We start from the raw sequence: 18,259 nt of genomic DNA on the forward strand, positions 1-18,259 counted from the left end.
AATACATGCGCCGGTGATTTGGGGTTGATTTACCGACCATTGGTATCCGACAAGGGCGGATGGGCGAAGTCGGATCGGCGCTGACATCTGCGAAGACGATCCTGGTCACAGGCGGGGCGGGTTATATCGGCGCCCATGTGTGCGAGGCCCTGGCGGCCGCCGGCTATCGGCCCGTCACCTATGACAATCTGTCGACGGGCCGACGCCGGTTCGTGCGTTGGGGACCGCTGGTCGAGGGCGATGTCTAGGACGCGGACAAGGTGCGCCACACCCTGATCGCCCACGACATCAGCGCCGTCATGCATTTCGCAGGCTCGTCAGTCGTCCCAGAATCCGTGCGGGCGCCGCTGGACTATTACCGCAACAATGTCGGCGGTCTGTTCGGCCTGCTGGGCGGGATGCGGGCGGCGGGCGTGAACAGGCTGGTCTTTTCCAGCACCTGCGCCGTCTATGGCGATCCCGGCGACGATCCGATCACCGAGGCGACGCCGCTGGCGCCCGTCACCCCTTATGGCCGTTCCAAACTGGGCTGCGAACAGATTCTGTCGGACGCCTGCGCCGCGCACGGGCTGAATGTGATCGCGCTGCGTTATTTCAACGCCAGCGGCGCCTCTGCGTCAGGCCTGATCGGCGAAGATCGGCCGGTGGAGACCCATCTGATCCCGCGCGCCATGATGGCCCTACGCGGCCAGGTCGACAATTTCGCCGTTCATGGGACCGACTATCCGACGCCCGACGGCACGGCGGTGCGCGACTATGTTCACGTCTGCGACCTGGCCCAGGGCCACCTCGCGGCGCTAGATCAGTTGCTCGGCGACCGACGCAGCTTCTTCGCCTGCAATCTGGGCGCAGGTCGCGGCCATTCGGTGCGGCAGGTGCTGGAAGCGATCATGGCGCACAGCGGCCTTCGACTGCCAGACGCAGCCGGGGCGCGCCGCGCGGGCGACCCGCCGCATCTGGTCTCAGACATCACCGTGGCGCGCCACGCGCTGGGCTTTGCGCCCCGCCGGTCGGACCTGGCCTCCATCGTCGCCAGCGCCTGGGCCTGGCACGGCCGGCTCAGCGCAGTTCGGGCATCCGGCGGCGCAGCGAGGCTTTCAGCTTTTCGAACTTCTGCCCCGCCGACTTGGGCCTTACCCGCCGACGCAGCTCCAGCCCGCCACCCCACAACGCATGGACCGGCGCTTCAAGATGCGGATGGCGATCATGCTGATGGACGATGGGGCTGACGCTGGCGTCGGGATTGACGACCTTTCCGCCTTCGAACCTCAGCGTTTCGCCGGGCGTCAGGCCCAGGGTCGCCACGCGCCCGTAGTTGGGACGCACGGTCATCGCCGTCAGACCCTGATTGATCGCCATGTTAAAGGCCGCCTGATCGGCGCCGAACGCCCCGCCGATCTCGGATCTCGGCGTCGCCGCCAGCGACAGGATCAGTCGCGACAGGCGCGAGACGTCGGCGCGCGGCCCGACGATGGTGCCGACGCAAAGACAGGCCTTGTCAGCCAGTTGCCGCGCCTGCGCCTCACCGAACAGGGCGCGCAGATACTTCATGTTGAAGGCGTGATCGGCCAGCGGCGTCTCCGCCTCGACATAGGCCTCAAGCCCCTCGGGCGCCGGATCGAAGGGCGGCGCCTGGAAGATCACGTCGCGCACGTCGCAGGCCAGGGCCGCGCCGGGTCGGTCACCGAGAAGACCGGCGAAGGCCACGAACCGCTGCATCACCGGATGCGGCGCCCATCCGCGCCAGACCGGCGCATCGACAGCGGTCACCCGATGCTGTGCCAGAAAGGCGCGCAAATCCGGGTCGGCGTCGACCACCAGGGCCACAGGACCGTCGAACACGGCCCGCAGCGACAGGACGAAGGGTGCGATGTCGGCCGCGTCGTATCCGGTGGCGTAGCCGACGACGACATCGCCGTCCGGCAGGGGCGTAAACCGGCGACCGACCTCGAACGCCTCGGCCAGCCAGTCCAGATAGTCCGACCGAACCGCCCCCTGCTTCATGGCCTCAGCGCGCGCCCATCAGATCGGCGAACCGGTCGAACAGATACAGGCTGTCGGTCGGCCCGGGCGAGGCCTCGGGGTGGTGCTGGACGCTGAAGATCGGCTTGTCCTTGACGGCGATGCCGCAGTTGGTGCCGTCGAACAGGCTGACGTGGGTCTCGGTCACGGCGTCGGGCAGGCTGTCGCGATCGACGGTGAAGCCGTGGTTCATCGACACGATCTCGACCTTGCCGGTGGTCAGATCCTTGACCGGATGGTTGGCGCCGTGGTGGCCCTGATCCATCTTCACCGTCTTGGCGCCGAGCGCCAGGGCCAGCATCTGGTGGCCCAGGCAGATGCCCATCAGCGGCTTGCCGCTGGCGACCAGCTTCTGGATTTCAGGTACGGCGTATTCGCCCGTGGCGGCCGGATCGCCCGGTCCGTTCGACAGGACCACGCCGTCGGGATTGCGGGCCAGAACCTCTTCCGCCGTCGTCGTCGCCGGGACCACGGTGATGCGCGCGCCGGTCGAGGCCAGGGCGCGCAGGATGTTGCGCTTCACGCCGTAATCAATGACCACCACGTCCTTGCGGCCTTCGGTCTTGGGGTGCCCTTCTGGCCAGTCCCACAGACCCTCGTTCCATTCGAACGCCTGCAGCGTCGAGGCGGGCTTGGCCAGGTCCAGACCGACCAGGCCGGTCCAGCCCTTGGCCTGGGCGACCAGGGCCTCCAGGTCGAAGTTTCCGTCCGGGTCGTGGGCGATGACGGCGTGGGGCGCGCCCTTGTCGCGGATGATCTTGGTCAGCGCGCGGGTGTCGACGCCGGCCAGACCCACGACGCCGCGCCGCTTCATCCAGTCGTCAAAACTGGCGTCCGAGCGATAGTTGGCCGGATCGGTCGGCACGTCGCGGAAGATGGCGCCCCGCGCCGAGGTGTCGGACCCGCCGCCCATCTGTTCGATGTCCTCGACATTGGTCCCCACATTGCCCACGTGCGGGAAGGTAAAGGCCAGGATTTGGCTCATGTAGGACGGGTCAGTCAGGATTTCCTGATAGCCGGTCATGGCGGTGTTGAAGACCACCTCGCCCAATGCCGAGCCTACGGCGCCCACGCCAATGCCCTGCAGGATCGTGCCGTCCGCGAGCGCGAGAACGCCGGTGGCGCCCGGAAGAATCTTCGTCGTCATGGGCGCGCTCCTAAAATCGAATCCGGCCGATACGAAGGCCGAAGGCAAACGGCGGCGTCGTTAAGCCCTGCCGCCTGCCCCGTCAACGTGGCGCGCGTCACCGCCCGTCGGTGATCGACGCCGGACCGATCAGCTGGAACGTCGCCTTGGCCCCGCCCTGGGCGTGCGGCGCCAGCCACACGTCGAACAGACCGGGCTCGATGCGCCAGGTCTCGTCCGCGCCGATGAAGCCCAGTTGGCGGGCGTTGAGTGTGAAGGTCACCTTCGTGCTCTGGCCCGGCTTCAGCGACACGCGCTTGAAGTCCTTCAGCAATCGGCCCGGCTGGGTCAGGCTGGCGACCCGGTCGTGGATATAGAGCTGCACCAGCTCCTCGGCCGGATGCGATCCGGTGTTGGTCACGGTCACGGCCAGATCCAGCGTGCCGGCCCAGGCCAGCTTGTCGCTCTCCATCTCGACCGGCCCATAGCTGATCGCGCCATAGGTCAGGCCATAGCCGAAGGGATACAGCGCCGTATTGGTCGTCTCGCGATAGCGGGCCTTGTATTCCTCGCTCGCCAGATCGGGATTGGCCGGGCGGCCGGTGGTCTTGCGGTCGTAGGAATAGGGCTGCTGGCCCGACTTGTGCGGGAAGCTGACCGGCAGGCGCGCCGACGGGCCGTGATCGCCGAACAGGACGTCGGCGACGGCATGGCCCATCTGTTCGCCCAGGAACCAGGTCACGACGATGGCCTGGGCGTTCTTCACATTGCCTTCCAGCGCAAGCGCCCGGCCGTTCCTCAGCAGGATGACCATGGGCTTGCCCAGCGCCGCCATGGCGTCGACCAGGGCGACCTGTGGGGCGGGCACCACGATCTCGGTGCGCGACTGGGCCTCGCCCGACATGTTGGTCGCTTCGCCGATGGCCAGGACGATGACCTCGGCGTCGCGGGCGGCGGCGACGGCCTGCTCGATCCCGCCGTCCAGCGGCGTCTCGACGCCCGAGCCGCGTGCAAGGGTCAGGTTCTGCGGATCGCTCATGGCCGCGCGGAAGCCGGCTTCCAGCGAAACACGTCGCTCGGGCGCGCCCCAGATGGTCCACGGCCCCCAGACATTGTCCACGTCGTCGGCGAACGGGCCGACCAGGGCGATCTTCTGGCTCTTCTTCAGCGGCAGCAGGCCGTCAGCGTTCTTCAGCAGCACGACCGACTTGCGGCCCGCCTCGCGCGACAGCTCGACGTGCTCGCGCGACCCGACCACCGCCTTTTCACGCACCGGATCGGTGCCGCGATAGGGATCGTCGAACAGGCCCAGCGCCGCCTTGGTGTTCAGGACGCGGCGCACCGCCTCGTCCAGACGCGCCATCGACACCTCGCCCGAGGCGACCAGGCTGGGCAGATGTTCCAGATACAGACCCGACACCATCGACACATCGACCCCGGCGTTGAAGGCCAGGCGGGCGGCGTCGCGGCCGTCCTCGGCGAAGCCGTGGGCCACCAGCTCCTGCTCTGAGGTGTAGTCGGAGACGACGAAGCCCTCGAAGCCCCATTCGCCGCGCAGGATGTCGGTCAACAGCTTGCGGCTGCCCGACGCCGGCACGCCGTTGACGTCGTTGAAGGCGCTCATGATCGACAGGGCGCCGGCGTCCACCGACGCCTTGAACGGCGGCAGGAAGACCCCGCGCAGCGTCTGCTCGCTCATGTCGGTGGTGTTGTATTCGACCCCGCCCACGGCGGCGGAATAGGCGGCCATGTGTTTGGCGGTGGCCAGGACCGCGTCACGGTCGTCCAGACCCTTTTCACCCTGGAAGCCGCGCACGCGGGCGGCGGCGAGCAGGTTGTTCAGCAGAACGTCCTCGCCTGCGCCCTCGACGTTGCGGCCCCAGCGCTGGTCGCGCGCCACGTCCACCATGGGGGCGTAGGTCTGGTGAACGGCCGACGCCGCCGTCTCGACCGCCGCCGCCCGCGCGGTGCGCCGCGCCAATTCGGTGTCGAAGGCCGCCGCCTCGGCCAGGGGCACCGGGAAGATGGTCGACAGGCCGTGGATCACGTCCGCCGCGAACAGCAGCGGGATCTTCAGCCGGCTCTCCTCCATCGCCACGCGCTGGATGCGACGGCCCGCCTCGGCGCCGATGCCGTTGAACAGGCTGCCGACCTTGCCTTCGCGGATCAGGGCGGTGACGCGCGCGGGATCGCCCGTGCCGTCCAGCGGGTTCACCGCCGTGGGCATCCAGCGGAACGGATCGGCCAGCAGGTTCAGCTGGCCCGCCTTCTCCTCGACCGTCATGGCCGCGATCAGATCCTCGATCTTCTGGCGGTGACGGGCGACGGTGCGGGACGCTTGGGCGGAAACAGGCATGGGGAACACTCCGGCGCCCATCAGGGCCAAAAGCCCCAGGCCAGACAAGAAATTTCTACGGGAAGCCGCAGGCTTGAGAGGTCGCGTCATTTAGGCTGGCGCTCCTTTCGGGGGACAATCGAGCAGCGAAGCGAGAGGCCTAGCCTCTCGGCCCCGACGGCTTCAACCCCCGCCCGCCATGTAAATCGATGTAACGCCCCGCTGCGCGGTCACGCCGCGTTTCGCCTGCGTCATCCCAGGGCGATGTCCAGGAACATCATTCCGACCAGACCGATCATCAGGCCGATCATGGACCCCTCGCCCTTGGACTTCTCGCGGGTTTCGGGAATGATCTCGGCGGTGACGACATAGATCATGGCTCCGGCCGCCAGGCCCAGGCCCCACGGCAGGGCGCTGGGCAAGAGATCGACCACGCTGGCGCCGATCAGGCCGCCGACCGGCTCGACCAGGCCCGAAGCCAGCGCCGCCGCGAACGCCGGCCAGCGGCCGTATCCCAATTTCGCCATCGCCGCCGACACCGCCAGCCCCTCGGGCATGTTCTGGATGCCGATGCCGAGCGCCGTGGACAGCCCTTGATGCATGTCGCCGCCGCCGAAGCTGACGCCCACCGCCGCGCCCTCGGGGAAGTTGTGCAGGGTGATGGCGATGATGAACAGCCAGATGCGCCGCGACAGGTCGCGCGATCCCGCCGGCCCGATGGCCAGCATGTCTACCGGCGCGAACCGGTTCATCAGTCCGATCACCGTCGCCCCGATCAGCACCGCCGCCCCCATGACGCCGGCCGCCGCCGCCTGGCTGGCCCCGCCCGCCTGCAACACGTCCACGCCGGGGATGATCAGCGAGAAGAAGGAGGCCGCCAGCATGACCCCGGCGGCGAATCCCAGCAGGGCGCTCTGGGTCTGCACCCCCGCCTTGCGGAAGAACAGCAGCGGCACGGCGCCCACCGCCGTCATCATGCCCGCCGCCAGACTGCCCAGACCGCCTGCGGCGATGGGGGAAAGGGATTCCATCATCCGTCTGCATTGCGGCGAGACACGGCAAGAGACAAGCCCGAACCGTGGCGTTACAGAAAGCTTCATGTCCCAGCGCGCCCCCCTCCCCGTCGGCCCGAACGCTGCGTCGGCGCTGGGCGCCGCCCGGCGGGTCGTGGTCAAGATCGGATCCTCCCTGCTGATCGACGCGGCCACGCGCCAGCCGACGCGCGCCTGGCTGGCCGCCATCGCCTCGGACCTGGCGGCGCTGAAGACCGAGGGGCGCGAGGTCATCGTCGTCTCATCCGGCTCGATCGCCCTGGGCCGGGGCCGGCTGCCCGCGTTGGGCGCACGGCTGGAGGACAAGCAGGCGGCGGCCTCGGTCGGGCAATCGCTGCTGATGGCGGCCTGGTCAGGGGCGCTGGACCCTCATGGCCTGATCGCGGGCCAGGTGCTGCTGACGCGCGACGACACCGAACGCCGTCGGCGGTGGCTGAACGCCCGCGCGACCGTCGAGGCCCTGTTGACCCACGGCGTCATCCCCATCGTCAACGAGAACGACACGGTGGCGACCGAGGAAATCCGTTACGGCGACAACGACCGGCTGGCGGCGCGCACGGCCCAGTTGGCGCGCGCGGACCTGCTGGTCCTGCTGTCGGACGTGGACGGCCTGTACACCGCCGATCCGCGCCGTGATCCCAACGCCGTCCACCTGCCTCTGATCAAGACGCTGAGCCCCGACATCCTGGCCATGGGCGGGGGCGCCAACGCCGATGCCGGCGTCGGGACAGGCGGCATGGCGACCAAGCTGGCGGCGGCCCAGATCGCGCGCTCGGCGGGTTGCGCCACCATCATCGCCTCGGGCCAGACGCTGTCGCCGCTCAGCGCCATCCGCGACGGCGCGCGCGCCACATTGATCGCCGCCCCCGACGGACCGATGGCCGCCTATAAGCAGTGGATCGCCGGCAGCCTGTCGCCGACGGGGGTCCTGACGCTGGACGCCGGGGCGGTCACGGCGCTGAAGGCGGGCAAGAGCCTGTTGCCGGCCGGGGTGACGGGCGTGTCCGGCGCTTTCGAAAAGGGCGACTGCGTGCGTCTGATCGACCCGGACGGTCGGGCCGTCGGCGTGGGTCTGGCCGCCTACGCCGCCGACGAGGCCGCGCGCCTTTGTGGCCGCCGCTCGGACGAGATCGAGACCCTGCTGGGCTATCGCGGGGCCTCGGTTCTGATCCACCGCGACGACATGGTGCTGGACGACGGATGACCGACCTGAAGACCCGTATGTTCGATCTGGGCCAGCGCGCCCGCACCGCCGCCGCCGCCCTGCGTGAAGCTCCCGCCGCCGCCCGCACCCGCGCGCTGGAAATCCTGTCCGCAAAACTGACGAGGGCCGAACCCGACATCCTCGCCGCCAACGCCCGCGATGTGGAGGCCGCCCGCGTGAACGGCATGACCGAGGCCCTGATCGACCGGCTGTCGTTGAGCCCCGCCCGTATCGCCGGCATGGCCGAGGCGGTGGCGACCATCACCGCCGTGCCCGATCCACTGGGCGTCGAGACCGAACGCTGGACCCCCGCCAACGGACTGGACATCGCCCGCGTCCGCACCCCCATCGGCGTGCTGGGCGTCATCTACGAGAGCCGCCCCAACGTCACCGCCGACGCCGCCGCCCTGTGCATCCGCTCGGGCAATGCCGCCATCCTGCGCTGCGGTTCGGACTGTCTGCATTCGTCCCTGGCCATCGCCGCCCTGATCGCGGAAAGCCTGGCCGAGGCCAGCCTGCCCGCCGACGCGATCCAGTTGGTGGACACCCCCGACCGTGAGGCCGTGGGCCTGATGCTGACCGGGCTGGAAGGGACGATCGACGTCATCGTGCCGCGCGGCGGCAAGAGCCTGGTCGCCCGCGTCCAAGCCGAGGCGCGAACGGCCGTGCTCAGCCACCTGGAAGGCCTGAACCACACCTATCTGCATGAGGCAGCGGATCTGGAGACCGCCCGCGCCATCGTTCTGAACGCCAAGATGCGCCGCGTCTCGGTCTGCGGCGCGACCGAAACCCTGCTGGTGGACCGGGCGGCGGCCCAGCGCCTGCTGCCCCCCGTCGCCGCCGACCTGATCGCCGCCGGTTGCGAACTGCGCGGCGACGCCGACGCCCGCGCCCTGGTCCCCGTCATGACGCCCGCGACCGAGGCCGACTGGACCACCGAATATCTGGCCCCCATCCTCGCCGTCCGCGTCGTCGAGGATCTGGATGCCGCGACCGACCACATCGCCCGCTACGGCTCGGGCCATACCGAGGCCATCGTCACCACCGACGCCCAGGCCGCCGAACGGTTCGCCGCCAAGGTCGACAGCGCCATCGTCCTGATCAACGCCTCGACCCAGTTCGCCGACGGCGGCGAGTTCGGCTTCGGCGGCGAAATCGGCATCTCCACCAACCGCCTCCACGCGCGCGGCCCGGTCGGGGCGGAGCAGCTGACCACCTACAAATACGTGGTGCGCGGCCAAGGCCAGATCAGGCCCTGACTTGCCGCCGGTAAGGAAATTCCTTACTCTAAAGCCATGATCAAGAGCCGCCTGACATCGAAGGCCCAGACCACCATTCCTCAGGCCGTGCGCGCCGCTCTGAGCCTGCAGGACGGCGATGAGCTGCAATACGACCTGGACGGCGACCGAGTGATCCTGCGCAAGGCCCGCAGGGCGTCGGCCGAAGACCCCTTCGCGGCGTTCGACGAATGGGACAGCGACGCGGACCGCAAGGCCTATGCCGGACTTTAGGCGCGGCGACGTCGTCCGCGTCCCCTTCCCTTACACCGACCGCAGCACCCGACAGCATCGTCCGGCCCTGGTCGTGTCCGATGGCCCGCTTGGCGATGGCGACAGGCTGTTGTGGGTCGTAATGATCACCAGCGCCGACAACCGGTCTTGGGCCGACGATGTGTCATTGGCGGAAACCTACGCCGACGCCGGATTGCCCGCGCCCTCCGTCATTCGAGCCGCCAAAATCGCGACAATCGACGTCGCCGTTGCGACCCGTCTTGGACGCGTCGACGACGAGCGGTTGGCGCGGACGATGCAAGCCATCCGCGCCAACCTCTGACGTCCAATTCGGCCTCAAGCAGCGCGAAGCGCGATAGGCCCGGCGAGAGAGCCTATGCTTTGCCCTTGGGCAAAGCATAGGCGATCACGTAATCGCCCTCAGGCGTTTCCATGAAGTGATGGCCCGCCGCCACGATCACCAGATACTGGCGGCCGTTCTGCTCATAGATCATCGGGTTGGCCTGACCGCCGGCGGGCAGGACATCGGACCAGACGGTCTTGCCCGTCTCGATATCGATGGCGCGGATCAGGTCGTCGGTCGCGGCGGCGATAAAGATCAGGCCGCCCGCCGTGACCACCGAGCCGCCGTTGTTCGGCGTGCCGATCTCCAGCGGCAGCATCGAGGGGATGCCGAACGGCCCGTTCTTGCGCGCCGTGCCGAATGGACGGTCCCACAGGGTCTTGCCGCTTTGCACGTCGATGGCCCGGATGCCGCCGTACGGAGGCTCCTTGCACAGCAGGCCGGTGAAGGGCATCCGCCAGCCGGCGTTGACGTCGATCGCATAGGGCACGCCCATCTGCGGATCGCCCGCGCCCTCGGCCTTGGCGCCCTCGCCGTTCGTCTCGGCCTGATAGCGAGGGTCGTCGCGGGGGAACCAGCCCCGCTTGTTCGCCTCGGCGCGCGGCACCAGACGGTTGTAGTTGGGCATGTCGTTATAGTTGGCGATGATCACGCCGCGACGCGGATCCAGCGCCACGCTGCCCCAGTCCGAACCGCCGTTGTAGCCCGGATATTCGATGAAGCGACGGTCGGCGGTCGGGGGCGTGAACTGGCCCTGATATGACGCCTTCTTGAACTGGATGCGGCAGATCATCTGATCGATCGGCGACATGCCCCACATATCGACTTCGCGCAGATCGGGCTTGGCTAGGGTGTTGAACAGCGAATACGGCTGGGTCGCCGCGCGTTGGGCCGGTTCGACGCCGCCGCGCGGGGCCGGACGATCCTGAACGCCGTGCAGGGGCTGGCCCGTGCGGCGATCCAGCACGAAGATTTCGCCGCGCTTGGACGGCAGGATCACCGCCGGCGTCACGCCCCCTGCGGTCGGCATGTCGACCAGCGTCACCTGTGAACCCAGGTCATAGTCCCAGACGTCGCGGCGCACGGTCTGATAGCTCCAGCGCGGCTTACCCGTCGTGACGTCCAGCGCAACCAGGGCGCTGGAATACTGGTTCTCCTGAGGCCGGCGCAGCGACGAATAGTAGTCGGCGGCCGAGTTGCCCATCGGCAGATAGACCAGGCCCAGGGCTTCGTCGCCCGTCGCCGTCGTCCACATGTTCGGCGTGCCCGGCGTATAGGTCTGGCCCGCCGGCGGGGCGGTGGTGATGTCGGGACGCATCATGTCCCAGGCGAAGCGCAGCTGACCCGTGACGACGTCATAGCCCTGGATCACGCCCGAGGCGTTCCAGCGTTTCTGGCCGTCCAGCACCTGATGGCCCGTGACGATGACGCCGCGCACGACGACGGGCGGCGAGGTGATCGACACCATGCCGGGATAGGGATTGCCCATCCCCTCCTTGATGCTGACGGCGCCGTTGGTTCCGAAGGCGGGACAAGGCACGCCGGTGCGCGCATCGACCGCGATGATGCGCCCGTCCAGCGTGCCTTCGATGATGCGCGTCGCGCAGGGCTGAGCCTGATCGACGTTGGGCGCGGCGTAATAGGTCACGCCCCGGCAGGCGGCGGTGTAGGGGATCTGCTCGTCCGCCACCTTGGGATCATAGGCCCACTTCTGCCGGCCGGTGTTTGCGTCGAGGGCGAACATCTTGTTGCGACCCGAGCAGAGATAGACGGTGTCGGCGATCTTCAGCGGCGTGGTCTCGGCGCCGAACCGTTCGCCGGGCAGGTCGCCGGTGCGGAAGGTCCAGGCGCGCTCCAACTGGCCGACGTTGGTCTTGTTGATCTGGTTCAGCGGCGAATAGCGCTGGGCCGCATCCGAGCCGCCATAGGCGGGCCAATCCATGCCGGCCTTGATCAGGGCGGGGTCGCCGAACGGTCCGCGCGCGCCGGGCACTGGGCTGTCGACGCCGGGCGTGTTGATCTGACCGACCACCAGGCCGAACACGATCGTCAGCGCCGCCAGCCCGAGCGCGCCGAAGCCCGCCGTCTTGCCGCCGCCGCGCGACCGCAGCACCGGCAGCGTCGCCAGCACCAGGAACATCAGCACCAGCGGCCCGACCAGGCGTGGGATCATGGCCCAGCCGTTCAGGCCCTTCTCCCACAGCGCCCAGATCACCGTGGCGACGAAGACTGCTCCATAGAGCCAGGCTCCGCGCACGTCGCGCCAGACAAGCAGAAGGCCCGACACGATCAGCCCCAGGCCTGCAATCAGATAATACCAGGAGCCGCCCAGCATCGCGAGCTGAACGCCGCCGACCGTCAGCACCAGACCGATCACGGCCAGCAGCACCCCGAGCAGCAAGGTCAGCCATCCCCCAAGGCCGGTCGGGGTTGTCCATCGGGGCATGGGCGCACTCTCTGTAGTCGGCTGAAATCCGTCTTTCGAACGCCTCGAGGCCGCGCCGGTTCCTATTGTCGCACCCCTGGAACAAAATCCTGTTGCGGCGCAAACGTCCACCATCGGCAACTTTTGACGACGAAACGCGTCCGATTGGATGATTTATTCTTTTTGTTTCGCTGAGAACACCGCGCGGCAATAATATTTGCCTCTAACGCGTCGTTTGCGGCATATGCGAGATATGCATAAGACCCTGAAGCAAGGCGGGACATTCGTCGTCGAACCTCGCCGCCTGTCCAAGGCCTCAGCCGAACTGCGCGCGCGCGGTTTCGGCGAGATCACGATTCCGCCCTCGACCGAGACGGCCGAGAAACAGGCGTCGCGCTGCACCGACTGCGGCGTGCCCTTCTGCCAGAACGCCTGCCCGCTTCAGAACAACATCCCCGACTGGCTGCGCCTGTCGGCCGAGAACGAGCCGCGCGAGGCCTGGCGCGTCGCGTCCCTGACCTCGACCATGCCCGAAATCTGCGGCCGCATCTGCCCGCAGGACCGGCTGTGCGAGGGGTCGTGCACCTTGAACCAGTCCGGCTGGGACGCCGTGACCATCGGCTCGGTCGAGGCCTGGCTGGGCGATCAGGCCTTCGCCAACGGCTGGGTCGAGCCGATCCGCCCGGCGGCCGAACGCGGCGAAACCGTGGGAATCGTCGGCGCCGGCCCGGCCGGTCTGGCCGCCGCCGACCGCCTGCGCTGCGAGGGCTATCAGGTGACGATCTATGACCGCCACGACCGCGCCGGCGGGCTGCTGATCTACGGCATCCCCGGGTTCAAGCTGGAGAAGCACGTCGTCCAGCGCCGCGTGGACCGGCTGATCGACGGCGGCGTCCAGTTCGTGCTGGGCTGCGAGGTCGGCAAGGACGTGACCCTGACCGAGCTGCGCGAGCGCCACGACGTGGTCCTGTTGGCGATGGGCGTCTATCAGCCGCGCCTCCTGTCCGCGCCCGGTCGCGGGCCGGATTCGACCGTCGCCGCCCTGTCCTATCTGACCCATCAGAACCGCCGCGACCTGGGCGACGCCGAACAGGACGGCTGGCACGAGGCGCGCGGCAAACGGGTCGTCGTGATCGGCGGCGGCGACACCGCCATGGACTGCGTCCGCACCGCCGTGCGGCAAGGCGCGGCCAGCGTCACCTGCCTGTATCGTCGTGACCGCGACAACATGCCGGGCTCGGCCCGCGAAGTCGTCAACGCCGAGGAAGAAGGCGTCGTTTTCGAATGGCTGGCCGCGCCAAAGGCCCTGCTGTCGCAAGGCGACCAGGTCACGGGCGTGCGCGCCGCGCGCATGCAGTTGACGGAAGCCCTGCCCGGCCAGCGTCGCGACATCGTGCCGGTGCCCGGCGCCGACTTCGACGTGCCGGCCGATATCGTCATCGAGGCGCTGGGCTTCACGCCCGAGCCATTCGCGGCGCACGAGCCGAACCTGCGCCTGCGCGACGACGGCACGATCAAGGTCGGCTCTGTCAGCTTCGCCACCAGCCTGCCCGGCGTCTTCGCCGCCGGCGACGCGGTGCGCGGCGCCTCGCTGGTCGTCTGGGCCGTCCGCGAAGGCCAGGACGCTGCCGCCGAGATCGACCGCTACTTCAAGACCCGCACCGAGGAGGTCGCGGCATGAGCGCTCATGCAGGCCAAGGGCCGATAGCGCCCCAAAAGGGTGACTGGTTAGACAAGTACACCGACACCCGCGACCGGCTGGAAGCCGGTAACGCCTATGACCGTAGCTCGGAGCGGGACGCCTGCGGTGTCGGCCTGGTCTGTTCGATCGACGGCACGCCCCGCCGCGACGTGGTCGAATATGCGATCCGCAGCCTGAAGGCCGTGGCCCACCGGGGAGCGGTCGACCCTGACGGCCTGTCGGGCGACGGCGCGGGCATCATGGCCGAGCTGCCGCAAGCCTTCTTCGCCGAACAGGTGGCCTCCATCGGCCAGTCCCTGCGTCCTGGGCCCATCTGCGTCGGCCAGGTCTTCCTGCCGCGCACCGACCTGGGCGCCCAGGACCGCGCCCGCGCCATCGTCGAGACCGAGGCCCTGCGCGCCGGCTTCTGGATCTATGGCTGGCGCCAGACGCCCATCGACCTGTCCGTCGTCGGGACCAAGGCCGGCGCGACCCGGCCCGAGATCGAACAGATCATGCTGGCCCCGCCGCTGGACGACGCGGGCCAACCGCTGGACGGCGAGGCTTTGGAGCGCGAACTGTATCTGTGCCGCCGCCGCATCGAGAAGACGGTCAAGACCGAGAACCTGGCCGGCGTCTATATCTGCACCCTGTCCGCGCGCTCCATCGCCTACAAGGGCATGGTGCGGGCCGAACTGCTGGGCGACCTGTATCCCGATCTTGAGGACCCGCGCTTCGTCTCGGCCTACGCGGTCTTCCACCAGCGCTATTCGACCAACACCTTCCCGGAATGGAAGCTGGCCCAGCCCTTCCGGATGATGGCCCACAACGGCGAAATCAACACGCTGAAGGGCAATCTGAACTGGATGAAGTCGCACGAGATCCGCATGGCGGCCGGCGCTTTTGGCGACCGCGACGGCGAGGTCAAGCCGGTGGTCCAGCCGGGCGGATCGGACTCGGCGGCCCTGGACAATGTCATGGAGGTGCTGGTCCACGCCGGTCGCCCTGCGCCGATGGCCAAGGCCCTGCTGATCCCCGAGGCCTGGGCCAAGGACGACGTGGTCATGCCCGCCGAACACCGGGCCTTCTACGCCTATTGCAATGCGGTGATGGAGCCGTGGGACGGCCCGGCCGCCATCTGCGCCGCCGACGGCCGCTGGATCGTGGCGGGCAAGGACCGCAACGGCCTGCGTCCCCTGCGCGCCGTCGAGACGGTGGACGGCCTGCTGATGGCGGGCTCCGAGGCCGGTCTGGTGCCGATCCCCGAGAGCCGGGTGAAGCGCCGCCTGCACATCGGCCCCGGCAAGCTGATCGCCGTCGATATGAAGCATGGCCGCGTCTATGACGAGCACGAGGCCGTCGACGCCCTGGCCGCCGCCCACCCCTATGAGGCGTGGCTGGACAATATGGTGGATCTGGAGCCGATCATCGGCCCCGGACCCGAGCCGCGCTCGGCCTCGGGCGAGGCCCTGACCCGCCGCCAGATCGCCGCCGGCTACAGCCGCGAGGATCTGGACCTGCTGCTGGACGCCCTGGTCCGCGACGGCAAGGAGGCGGTCGGCTCCATGGGCGACGACGCCCCGCCCGCGGTGCTGTCGGCCCTGCCCCGCCCGTTGAGCCACTACTTCCGCCAGAACTTCTCCCAGGTCACGAACCCGCCCATCGACCCGCTGCGCGAAGCGGGGGCCATGAGCCTGAAGACCCGGTTCAAGAACCTGGGCAACATCCTGGCCGAGGAAGAGGCCCAGACCGACGTCTTCGTGCTGGACAGCCCCGTCCTGACCAACGGCATGTACGAGCGGATGATCGACACGGTCGGCGCCGGTTCGACCGTGGTGATCGATTGCAGCTACGCCCTGCCGTCCGACGACGCCCGCCCGGGCGCGGCCCTGCGCGCCGCGCTGGACCGCATCATGGACGAGGCCGAGGCCGCCGCCCGCGACGGCGCCGCCTTGATCGTTCTGACCGACCAGGCCGGATCGGCGGATCGTCTGGCCGCGCCCATGATCCTGGCCACCGCCGGGGTCCACGGCCGTCTGACCAAGGCGGGCCTGCGCTCCTACTGCTCGATCGTGGTGCGCACCGCCGAGACGCTGGATCCGCACGGGTTCGCCGTCCTGGTCGGGGTCGGCGCCACCACGGTCAACGCCTGGCTGGCCCAGGACCTGTTCCAGGAGCGTCTGGATCGGGGCCTGTATCCCGGCCTGATGCTGCGTGACGCCTGTCTGAACTACAAGGCCGGCATCGAGGCGGGCCTGCTGAAGACCCTGGCGCGCAAGGGGATCAGCGTCATCTCCGCCTATCGCGGCGGCTGCGAGTTCGAGGTGCTGGGCCTGTCGCGGGCGCTGACCGCCGAGTTCTTCCCCGGCGCCCCGTCGCGCATCTCCGGCATCGGCCTGGCCGGTCTGGAGCAGGCGGCGATGAAGCGGCACCGCATCGCCTGGGGCGAGGCTGTCCCTTCCCCGGCCATCGGCGGCTTCTTCAAGATCCGTTCGGGCGGCGAGGCTCACGCCCACGAGGCCAGCACCATCCACCTGCTGCAGGACGCCTGCAACCGCGGCGACTACCGCCGCTTCAAGCAGTTCTCCGAGGTCGTTCGCGCCCAGGCCGACCTGTCCCTGCGCGATTTGCTGGACTTCCGCGAAGGCACGCCCATTCCGCTGGACCAGGTCGAGAGCGTGTCGGACATCCGCCGCCGCTTCCTGACCCAGGCCATGTCGCTGGGCGCGCTTAGCCCCGAGGCGCACGAGACGCTGAACATCGCCATGAACCGCATCGGCGCCCGCTCGGTCTCGGGCGAGGGCGGCGAGGATCCCGAACGCTATCACCCGCGTCCGAACGGCGATGACGCCAACTCGGCGGTGAAACAGGTGGCCTCGGGCCGGTTCGGCGTCACGGCCGAATATCTGAACCAGTGCCGCGAGATCGAGATCAAGGTGGCCCAAGGCGCCAAGCCCGGCGAGGGCGGCCAGCTGCCCGGCTTCAAGGTCACGGAATTCATCGCCCGGATGCGCCACGCCGTGCCCGGCACGACCCTGATTTCGCCGCCCCCGCACCACGACATCTATTCGATCGAGGATCTGGCCCAGCTCATCTACGACCTGAAGGCCATCAACCCCGATGCGCGGGTGACGGTGAAGCTGGTGTCCGCCTCGGGCATCGGCGCCATCGCTTCGGGGGTAGCCAAGGCCAACGCCGACGCCATCCTGATCGCCGGCCACAACGGCGGCACCGGCGCCTCGCCCCAGACCTCGATCAAGCACGCCGGCCTGCCGTGGGAGATCGGCCTGGCCGAGGCCCATCAGGTGCTGACGCTGAACAATCTGCGCGGCTCGGTCACGCTGAGGACCGACGGGGGCGTCCGCACCGGCCGCGACGTGGTCATCGCCGCCATGCTGGGCGCCGAGGAATACGGCGTCGGCACCGCCGCCCTGATCGCTATGGGCTGTCTGATGGTGCGTCAGTGCCATTCCAACACCTGCCCGGTCGGCGTCTGCTCCCAGGACGAGCGGCTGCGCGAGAAGTTCACCGGCACGCCTGACAAGGTGGTGAACCTGTTCACCTTCATCGCCGAGGAGACGCGAGAAATCTTGGCCTCCATCGGCGCGCGCACGATGGACGAGATCATCGGCCGCACCGACCTGCTGCGTCAGGTCCGTCGCGGCGGCTCGCACCTGGACGACCTGGACCTGAACCCGCTGCTGGTTCAGGTGGACGAGGGCGCGGCCGGCAGATGGGCCGACAAGACGACGCGCAAGCCCATCGCCGACAGTCTGGACGCCGCCGTGCTGAAGGACGCCGTGCGCTTCCTGGATCGCGGCCAGACGCTGGAGCTGTCCTATCCGCTGAACAACACCCAGCGCACGGTTGGCGCGGCCCTGTCCTCGGCCATCGTGCGCCGCTTCGGCGCGCAAGGCCCGGCGGGCCGTCTGAAGCTGCGGTTGGAAGGCATCGCGGGCCAGAGCTTCGGCGCCTTCGCGGCCAAGGGTCTGGAACTGCACCTGACGGGCGAGGCCAACGACTATGTCGGCAAGGGGCTGTCGGGCGCCGAAATCTCGATCCGCACGCCCGAATGGCGCGAGGATCAGCTGATCTGCGGCAACACTACCCTGTATGGGGCGACCTCCGGCCGTCTGTTCGTCGCCGGGGCGGCGGGCGAGCGGTTTGCGGTCAGGAACTCGGGCGCCGAGGCCGTGGTCGAGGGGCTGGGCGCGCACGGCTGCGAATATATGACCGGCGGGCGCGTGGTCGTCCTGGGGGCGGTCGGCTGGAACCTGGCGGCGGGCATGAGCGGCGGCGAGCTGTTCGTGCTGGACCAGCCGGGCCATGCCGAGCGCGCCCTGAACGGCGACCTGGCGGGGGTCACCGACATGGACGCAGAGGCGGCCGATCGACTGAAGCGCCTGATCGAGGCCCATCTGGCCGCGACGGCCTCGCCCCTGGCGCGGCGTCTGCTGGCGGATTGGGACAACAGCCTGAATCGCTTCGTCCGCATCGTGCCCCTGACCGACATCGTCGCCCGCACGGAACGCCTGAAGACCTCCGCCTGACACCGAACCG

General features: G+C 68.9%; 11 protein-coding genes and 1 pseudogene. 7 read left to right on the plus strand and 5 right to left on the minus strand.

The window, feature by feature from the left end; translation table 11 throughout:
* Window positions 1-59: 59 nt before the first annotated feature.
* Window positions 60-1,049, plus strand: a pseudogene (gene galE / locus E7T10_RS14650) (UDP-glucose 4-epimerase GalE); the annotation flags it as partial.
* A gap of 10 nt (window positions 1,050-1,059) precedes the next feature.
* Here the strand turns inward: galE and E7T10_RS15985 are convergent.
* From E7T10_RS15985 to E7T10_RS14665, 4 genes are all read right to left on the minus strand, one after another.
* Window positions 1,060-2,004 (minus strand): hypothetical protein, encoded by a 945-nt coding sequence (locus E7T10_RS15985; protein WP_246846050.1) that lies wholly within the window; start codon window positions 2,002-2,004, stop codon window positions 1,060-1,062.
* A 4-nt stretch (window positions 2,005-2,008) separates the two neighbouring features.
* Window positions 2,009-3,169 (minus strand): glutamine-hydrolyzing carbamoyl-phosphate synthase small subunit, encoded by a 1,161-nt coding sequence (carA, locus tag E7T10_RS14655; RefSeq protein WP_055806363.1) that lies wholly within the window; start codon window positions 3,167-3,169, stop codon window positions 2,009-2,011.
* A gap of 97 nt (window positions 3,170-3,266) precedes the next feature.
* The gene (locus tag E7T10_RS14660; RefSeq protein WP_137722369.1) at window positions 3,267-5,504 is read right to left on the minus strand and encodes a glycoside hydrolase family 3 N-terminal domain-containing protein; all 2,238 of its coding nucleotides are present in this window, start codon (window positions 5,502-5,504) and stop codon (window positions 3,267-3,269) included.
* A gap of 230 nt (window positions 5,505-5,734) precedes the next feature.
* Complete coding sequence (locus tag E7T10_RS14665) at window positions 5,735-6,514, minus strand: ZIP family metal transporter (RefSeq protein ID WP_168189958.1); 780 nt, start codon at window positions 6,512-6,514, stop codon at window positions 5,735-5,737.
* A gap of 67 nt (window positions 6,515-6,581) precedes the next feature.
* Between E7T10_RS14665 and proB the strand changes: the two genes are divergently transcribed.
* The 4 genes from proB to E7T10_RS14685 are packed head-to-tail and all read left to right on the plus strand — an operon-like array spanning window position 6,582 to window position 9,572.
* Window positions 6,582-7,739, plus strand: a complete 1,158-nt coding sequence (gene proB, locus E7T10_RS14670; protein WP_137722370.1) for a glutamate 5-kinase — start codon at window positions 6,582-6,584, stop codon at window positions 7,737-7,739.
* Window positions 7,736-8,998 carry a glutamate-5-semialdehyde dehydrogenase gene (locus tag E7T10_RS14675; RefSeq protein WP_137722371.1) on the plus strand — a complete coding sequence of 421 codons (1,263 nt, stop codon included), beginning with the start codon at window positions 7,736-7,738 and terminating at the stop codon, window positions 8,996-8,998. Before proB ends, E7T10_RS14675 begins: the two co-directional genes overlap by 4 nt.
* 36 nt (window positions 8,999-9,034) lie before the next feature.
* Entirely contained in the window at window positions 9,035-9,250 is a 216-nt protein-coding gene (locus E7T10_RS14680; RefSeq protein ID WP_137722372.1) for an AbrB/MazE/SpoVT family DNA-binding domain-containing protein, read from the plus strand.
* Window positions 9,237-9,572, plus strand: a complete 336-nt coding sequence (locus E7T10_RS14685) for a type II toxin-antitoxin system PemK/MazF family toxin (protein ID WP_137722373.1) — start codon at window positions 9,237-9,239, stop codon at window positions 9,570-9,572. The genes E7T10_RS14680 and E7T10_RS14685 overlap by 14 nt, the downstream gene beginning before the upstream one ends.
* Window positions 9,573-9,624: 52 nt before the next feature.
* Here the strand turns inward: E7T10_RS14685 and E7T10_RS14690 are convergent, their stop codons facing one another.
* The gene (locus E7T10_RS14690; RefSeq protein WP_137722374.1) at window positions 9,625-12,039 is read right to left on the minus strand and encodes a membrane-bound PQQ-dependent dehydrogenase, glucose/quinate/shikimate family; all 2,415 of its coding nucleotides are present in this window, start codon (window positions 12,037-12,039) and stop codon (window positions 9,625-9,627) included.
* Between the two features lie 232 nt (window positions 12,040-12,271).
* Here E7T10_RS14690 and E7T10_RS14695 point away from each other — a divergent pair, with 232 nt between their 5' ends.
* Window positions 12,272-13,699, plus strand: coding sequence for an NAD(P)-dependent oxidoreductase (locus E7T10_RS14695; protein ID WP_137722375.1), 1,428 nt, complete (start codon window positions 12,272-12,274; stop codon window positions 13,697-13,699).
* A complete protein-coding gene (gltB, locus tag E7T10_RS14700; protein ID WP_246846051.1) occupies window positions 13,696-18,249 on the plus strand; it encodes a glutamate synthase large subunit in 4,554 nt (1,517 codons plus the stop codon). The genes E7T10_RS14695 and gltB overlap by 4 nt, the downstream gene beginning before the upstream one ends.
* Window positions 18,250-18,259 lie beyond the last annotated feature (10 nt).

The sequence above is a fragment of the Brevundimonas sp. SGAir0440 genome, from assembly GCF_005484585.1.
Taxonomy (GTDB): domain Bacteria; phylum Pseudomonadota; class Alphaproteobacteria; order Caulobacterales; family Caulobacteraceae; genus Brevundimonas.